This window comes from Paracoccus sp. (in: a-proteobacteria), from assembly GCF_035556475.1.
GTDB lineage: Bacteria > Pseudomonadota > Alphaproteobacteria > Rhodobacterales > Rhodobacteraceae > Paracoccus.
The window spans coordinates 1-5559 of the sequence record NZ_DATMFA010000114.1 but is presented as its reverse complement, the minus strand read 5'-3'; the positions used below and the strand labels follow the sequence as shown (position 1 = coordinate 5559).

8 protein-coding genes are annotated in these 5559 nt (G+C 64.9%); 2 read left to right on the top strand and 6 right to left on the bottom strand.

Annotated elements, in window-relative coordinates:
• Window positions 1–203: hypothetical protein (locus VNQ78_RS16785; protein ID WP_325691886.1), on the top strand; the 203-nt coding region annotated here is incomplete at its 5' end.
• Between the two features lie 3 nt (window positions 204–206).
• Window positions 207–1409 carry a CynX/NimT family MFS transporter gene (locus tag VNQ78_RS16780; protein ID WP_325691884.1) on the top strand — a complete coding sequence of 401 codons (1203 nt, stop codon included), beginning with the start codon at window positions 207–209 and terminating at the stop codon, window positions 1407–1409.
• On the opposite strand, the gene VNQ78_RS16775 is transcribed toward VNQ78_RS16780, so the two are convergent.
• The 6 genes from VNQ78_RS16775 to VNQ78_RS16750 form a co-directional block, all read right to left on the bottom strand.
• A complete protein-coding gene (locus tag VNQ78_RS16775; RefSeq protein ID WP_325691881.1) occupies window positions 1399–2115 on the bottom strand; it encodes a GntR family transcriptional regulator in 717 nt (238 codons plus the stop codon). The genes VNQ78_RS16780 and VNQ78_RS16775 overlap by 11 nt on opposite strands.
• 92 nt (window positions 2116–2207) lie before the next feature.
• Window positions 2208–3119, bottom strand: coding sequence for a SphA family protein (locus VNQ78_RS16770; protein ID WP_325691878.1), 912 nt, complete (start codon window positions 3117–3119; stop codon window positions 2208–2210).
• A gap of 119 nt (window positions 3120–3238) precedes the next feature.
• Window positions 3239–4180: a 3-keto-5-aminohexanoate cleavage protein gene (locus VNQ78_RS16765; protein ID WP_325691876.1), complete on the bottom strand. Its 942-nt coding sequence runs from the start codon at window positions 4178–4180 to the stop codon at window positions 3239–3241.
• On the bottom strand, window positions 4177–4350 hold the full coding sequence (locus VNQ78_RS16760; RefSeq protein ID WP_325691874.1) for a fumarylacetoacetate hydrolase family protein: 174 nt from the start codon (window positions 4348–4350) through the stop codon (window positions 4177–4179). The genes VNQ78_RS16765 and VNQ78_RS16760 overlap by 4 nt, the downstream gene beginning before the upstream one ends.
• Window positions 4350–5063, bottom strand: a complete 714-nt coding sequence (locus tag VNQ78_RS16755; RefSeq protein WP_325691872.1) for a fumarylacetoacetate hydrolase family protein — start codon at window positions 5061–5063, stop codon at window positions 4350–4352. Before VNQ78_RS16755 ends, VNQ78_RS16760 begins: the two co-directional genes overlap by 1 nt.
• A 13-nt stretch (window positions 5064–5076) precedes the next feature.
• Window positions 5077–5445 (bottom strand): nuclear transport factor 2 family protein, encoded by a 369-nt coding sequence (locus VNQ78_RS16750; protein ID WP_325691870.1) that lies wholly within the window; start codon window positions 5443–5445, stop codon window positions 5077–5079.
• Window positions 5446–5559 lie beyond the last annotated feature (114 nt).

The following is a 5559-nucleotide window of genomic DNA, read 5'->3' as shown; positions in this document are numbered from 1 at the left end:
ATTGGGAGAAGTCCTCGGAGTTCATGCGCACCTCGCCCGATTTCGCCGCCAATCCGATTGGTCATCCGGTCAGCCCGCGCAAGATGCTGGCGGCCCGTCGCGAGGGGTTGTCGGTGGCCGAGGTGCAGCGCCGCGCCTATGCAGGGGGGTATCCGCCCGGCGAGGATGAGGTGATGGACGCCCGTTTCGGTGCGGCAGCCTGATCCATGCAGGGAACGGCGGCTGATCGCTGGCGGTTGCTGGCCGGCGTCTGGCTGATCTACCTGGTGTTCGGGCTGGTGACGGCGGGGCTTGCCCCGCTGGTCGCACCGATCTCTGCCGAGCTGGCTATCGGCCACGGCACCATGGGAATGATCCTTGGAGCCTGGCCCCTCGCCTATATCGCGTCCTCGCTGCCCTGCGGTGCGCTTCTGGACCGGATCGGCACGCGGCGCGGAATGCTGCTCGCTATTGGGCTGATGGTGCTGTCGACGCTGTGGCGGGCCGTGGCGGATGGCCCCTGGTCCCTGGCCGCGGCGGTCGCATTGTTCGGCTTTGGCGGGCCGTTGATTTCGGTCGGCGCGCCCAAGCTGATCGCGCGGCTGTTCCATGGCCGGGATCGCGGTCTTGCCATGGGGATCTATGTCACCGGCCCCTATCTGGGTGGCGTGATCGCGCTGGGGCTGACGAACAGCTTGCTGCTGCCGCTGGTCGGAGGCAACTGGCGCGGCGTCATGCTGATCCATGCCGGGCTTATCGCGGCCGCCGGACTGGTCTGGATTGCGCTGTCCGCCTCGCCTGCGATCCGGGCGCTGACCGGGCCGCAGGCGCCGGGCGAGGCCACGGCGCCATTGGGGCAGGTCTTTCGCGGCCTTGCCGCCTCGGCCGAGGTCCGGCTGATCCTCGCCATGGCGGTGTCGATCTTCACCATGATCCATGCCCTGAACAACTGGCTACCTGCGCTGCTCGAGGCCAAGGGCATGACCCCCGCCGCCGCCGGCTGGTGGTCGGCGCTGCCCACGGCCGCGGGGATCGTCGCGGCGCTGACGCTGCCCCGGCTGGCCGAGACGCGATTGCTCGCGATGATGGCGGGGCTTGCGCTCTCGATGCTGGCGGCGACGCTGCTGCTGCATCTGGGCCCGGGGATATGGCTCGCGCTCGGGCTTGTGGCGCAGGGCGTGGCGCGGGGCACGATGATGACCGTGGCAATGATGCTGCTGATGGACAGCCAGGACGTGCCCGCCGACCGGTTGGGCTTGGCGGGCGGGCTATTCTTTTCCGTGGCACAGCTTGGCGGGGCGTTGGGGCCGACGCTCTTCGGTCTGGTCAGTGAAGCGGCTGGCGGTTTCGGACTGGCGCTGACGCTGCTCGGGGTCTTGTGCTGCGTGTTGCTGGTGCAGGTGGCGCGGCTGGCGCGGCTCAGGCGCTGAGCGCGCCGGCCAGCACCGGCACGCCGTCGCCGGCACTGGCGGCGGCGGCCAGCATGTCGCGTGCGGTTCGGGTGAAATGCTCTTCCATCGCGGCAGTGGCTGCCTCGATGTCGCGCGATTGCGCCAGTTCGGCGATCATGCCGTGTTCGTCGTTCACGTCGCGCTCGCCCAGCTGCAGGCTCAGCGCCTGCGACCAGTAGCGATAGCGTTCGCTGCGGATATAGAGCGCCTCGCGCAGGTCAAGCTGAAAGCGGTTCGGGCAGGCCGAGACCAGGGCGCGGTGAAACTCGGTATGTGCCTCGATCCAGGCCGGGCTTGGGCCAAGCTGGTTCTGCGGATGGCCGCCGTCCTGCGCCCGCGTCAGCCGGTGCAGGGCCGCGACCACACGGCTCTCCCATTCGACGTCGCCATGCTGGATCGACTTGCGCAGGCACGAAACCTCGATCTCGGCCCGCGTCTCGGTCAGTTGCGCATATTCCGTCCAGGAAACAGCGGCGACGGTAAAGCCCTTCTGCGCCTCCATCACGGTCATGCCGTCGGCGGTCAGCCGCGACAACGCCTCGCGCGCGGCGCCCAGGCTGATGTCATAGGTCTCGCAGACATAGCTCATCTTGACCTTGGACCCCGGCAGCAGCCGGCATTCCAGGATGTCACGGCGAAGCCCGTGATAGGCCAGTTCAGACTGTGTTGGCGCCTTGAGCTGCAAAATGCTTTCCCATCATCTGGTGGAAAATATATTTCATCATCGAATATCGCACAAGGGCGGGACGAGCCAATCCTCCCGCCGCCCGGCCTTCGCTACTGGAACGGGAACATCACGTTCAGCCACAGCTTGTCGCCACCTACCGTGTTCCGAACGCGCACGTCATGGGTATACATCACCTGCGCCTCTGCCCTCCCGATACGCTTCGACATGCCAAGCCCCAGCGCCGCCTGTTCCGCCCGCCCCGCAACCGCGCCGCCATAGGAGCTGCCGTTGTTGCGATCGGCGCGGACCTGCTTTCGCCAATAGCCGACCGGACCCACGGAAATGCCGCCCATGTCCTTCAGCGCGGCGAAGTTCACCATGACCTCGTCACCCGAGCGATAATCGGTATCGTCGTTCTCGAAGTTCTTGAAGAAGAAAGCGTGGATATTGGCGTTCCAGCCATCGCGCAGATAGCTTGCGCCCACGCTGGGCGCGACGGTCCAGAACCCGGTGCCGATATTGACCGGGTTGTTCTTGTCATCGGTGCCGACCGGGGCAAAGATGCTGACACCCGACATGGCGAATATGCCGGGCGCCAGTTCCCAGTTCAGCGTGAACGGGTTCACCTCGAGGTCGCCGAAGCCCAGTTGGCTATGCTGGCCAAGAGCCGCGCTGTCCAGATCGGCGTTCGCCGCCGCCACCGCGACGAAGGCGGAATACTGGCCGCCCAGCAGCTCCCATCCCGGCACCCAGACCACCTGAAGGGCCGAGGCCGCCACGTCCAGCGTGTCGCCGGTGCGGTTGCCGTCTTGGTCATAGACATCGCCAAAGGACAGCGTCGTCTGGCTGCGGCCATAGAGACCCGGCGGCGGCGCAGCCCCCAGCGGCACACCCATCGAGACGCCCGCCGGCAGGGTCGGCCCGGCTCCGAATTCCCGCGCCTCTGCCTGCGGCGTGGCCGCAAGCATGACCCATCCCATGGCGACCGCCCCGATGGCGGCGCCGTTCACAGATTTTCGCATCAATGCCTCCCTGATGCTGCCCGCCGGCGACGGCCTCCCCCGACCGATCTCGCCTGCAGGCAGAATGCGCGTGACCGCGAATGCGGTCAGCGTTTCAAGATCTTATCCCGACCAGCAGTCTAGAAATTCACCCGGTCGGCGCCCTTCAGCGCCAGAATCTCGCGCGCCTCGGCGGGGGTGGCGACCTCCAGCCCAAGCTCCTCGACGATGCGGCGGATCTTGGCGACCTGCTCGGCATTCGACGTCGCCAGCTTGCCGCGGCCGATATAAAGGCTGTCCTCCAGACCGACGCGCACATTGCCGCCCATCATTGCTGCCTGCGTGGCGAATTGCATCTGGGTCTTGCCGGCCGACAGCACCGACCAGCGGTAATCCGAGCCGAAGAGCTTGTCCGCCGTCTCCTTCATGAAGACCATATTCTCCACCGACGAGCCGATGCCGCCGAGAATGCCGAAGATCATCTGCACGAAGAACGGCGGCTTCACGAGGCCCCGGTCCACGAAATGCGCCAGATTGTAGAGATGGCCGACGTCATAGCATTCATGTTCGAACCGGGTGCCGTGCTCTTCGCCCAGAACCTGGAGGATGCGCGAGATGTCGCGGAACGTGTTACGAAAGATGAAATCCTCGGTTCCCAGCAGATAGGGCTTTTCCCAGTCGAACTTCCAGTCGCGTTCCTTAGCTGCCATCGGGTGGATGGCAAAGTTCATCGAACCCATGTTCAGCGAGCACATCTCGGGCGCGGTGGCGAGTGGTGCCTGCAGCCGTTCCTCGACGGTCATGGTCAGCCCGCCGCCGGTGGTGATGTTGATCACCGCGTCGGTCGACTGCTTGATCTGGGGCAGGAACTGCATGAACACATCGGTCGCCGGGCTTGGCCGACCATCCTGGGGGTCGCGGGCATGCAGGTGCAGGATTGCCGCGCCGGCCTCGGCCGCATCAATCGCCTGACGGGCGATGTCTGCCGGTTTCCAGGGCAGCGCATCCGACATGCTGGGCGTGTGGATGCCGCCGGTGATGGCGCAGGTGATGATGACCTTTCCGGTCTTCGCATTGCTCATTTGCTGTCTCCCTGCCAGTCCTCGGCGAGGATATGGTTTTCGATATGGCCCAGACCGGCGATTTCGGCGCGCGTCACATCGCCGGGCTGCAAGAATACCGGCGGTTTCATGGCCGCACCGACGCCAGCGGGCGTGCCGGTCGCCAGAACGTCTCCGGGCTTCAGCGTCATCACCTGCGAGAGATACGCGATCTGATCCAGATGTTGTGGATCAAGTGGCTGGTATTGCCGCTCTGGCGTAGTTCGCCGTTTACATACATGCGGATATCCAGCGCATGGGGGTCTGGAATCTCGCTGGCGAGCGTCAGCCACGGCCCCAGCGGACCATGCGTGTCGAAGGATTTGCCCAGCGTGATCGTGCCGGTCCGCATCTGCCAGTCGCGTGCGGAAACGTCGTTGGCGACCATATAGCCCGCCACCACATCCGGCGCCTGTTCGGGCGTCAGATAGCGGCAGTGGCGGCCGATAACCACGGCCAGCTCGGCCTCGTAATCCAGCTTTTCCGACACGCGCGGCGCAATGACCGGCGCAAAGGGATCGTTGATGCAGGACACCTGCTTGTTGAACCAGACCTGCCACTGGGGCGTATCGACCCCGGCCGCGCGCGCCTCAGCGGCGTGATCGGCATAGTTCATGCCGATGGCCAGATATTTCTCGGGGCGGTCGACGGGGGCGTGGAGCGTGACGGCCTCCATCGCGATATTGCCCGGACTGTCCGGGCCGACGGCGTGAAACAACTCCAGCGCGGCATCTCCGGCAGCCAGAAACCCGGTCATGTCCTGCGGCAGCTTGGGCGCGGCGACGGAAAGGTCGATCAACGCGCCGTCATAGACCTTGCCAAGGCGGCGCGGACCAGAGGCTTGGGAGAATACGGCGATTGGCATCTATCCCCCCTCCTCAGTCGGTCAGCGGCGCGTTGTGGCAGGTTCCCTGCTGCCAACGGCCGTCGATCCAGTGCCAGGTCTGGGTGGTCACGGCACGAATGTCATGCACCGCACCGTTTTCCTTCACCACGATCTGCTGGCTCAGCGGTCCGACCATGACCGCGCTGTCGCCCCAGATACGGATGTTCAGCGGTCCGCGTTCGATATTGCGGAACTGATATTTGCCGCGCACTCCGGCGAGGTAGCCCGCCTTGTCGTCGATCTTCCCGGTCAGGTGGATATGCACCAGATCCTCGGTCAGCATCTCCGCCAGCGCATCGACACCGCCCTCCATCAGCGCCGCACAGCGTTGGCGTTCGGCCTCTTCGAGTGCGAGAATCATGGTCCCATCCATCGGCATTCCTCCGTTCTGCGTCGACGGAGTTATGAGGAGGCTGCAATTGGCCTGTCAATAAAAATATAAATTTTATAGAAATATACTAATTACTCAATTAAA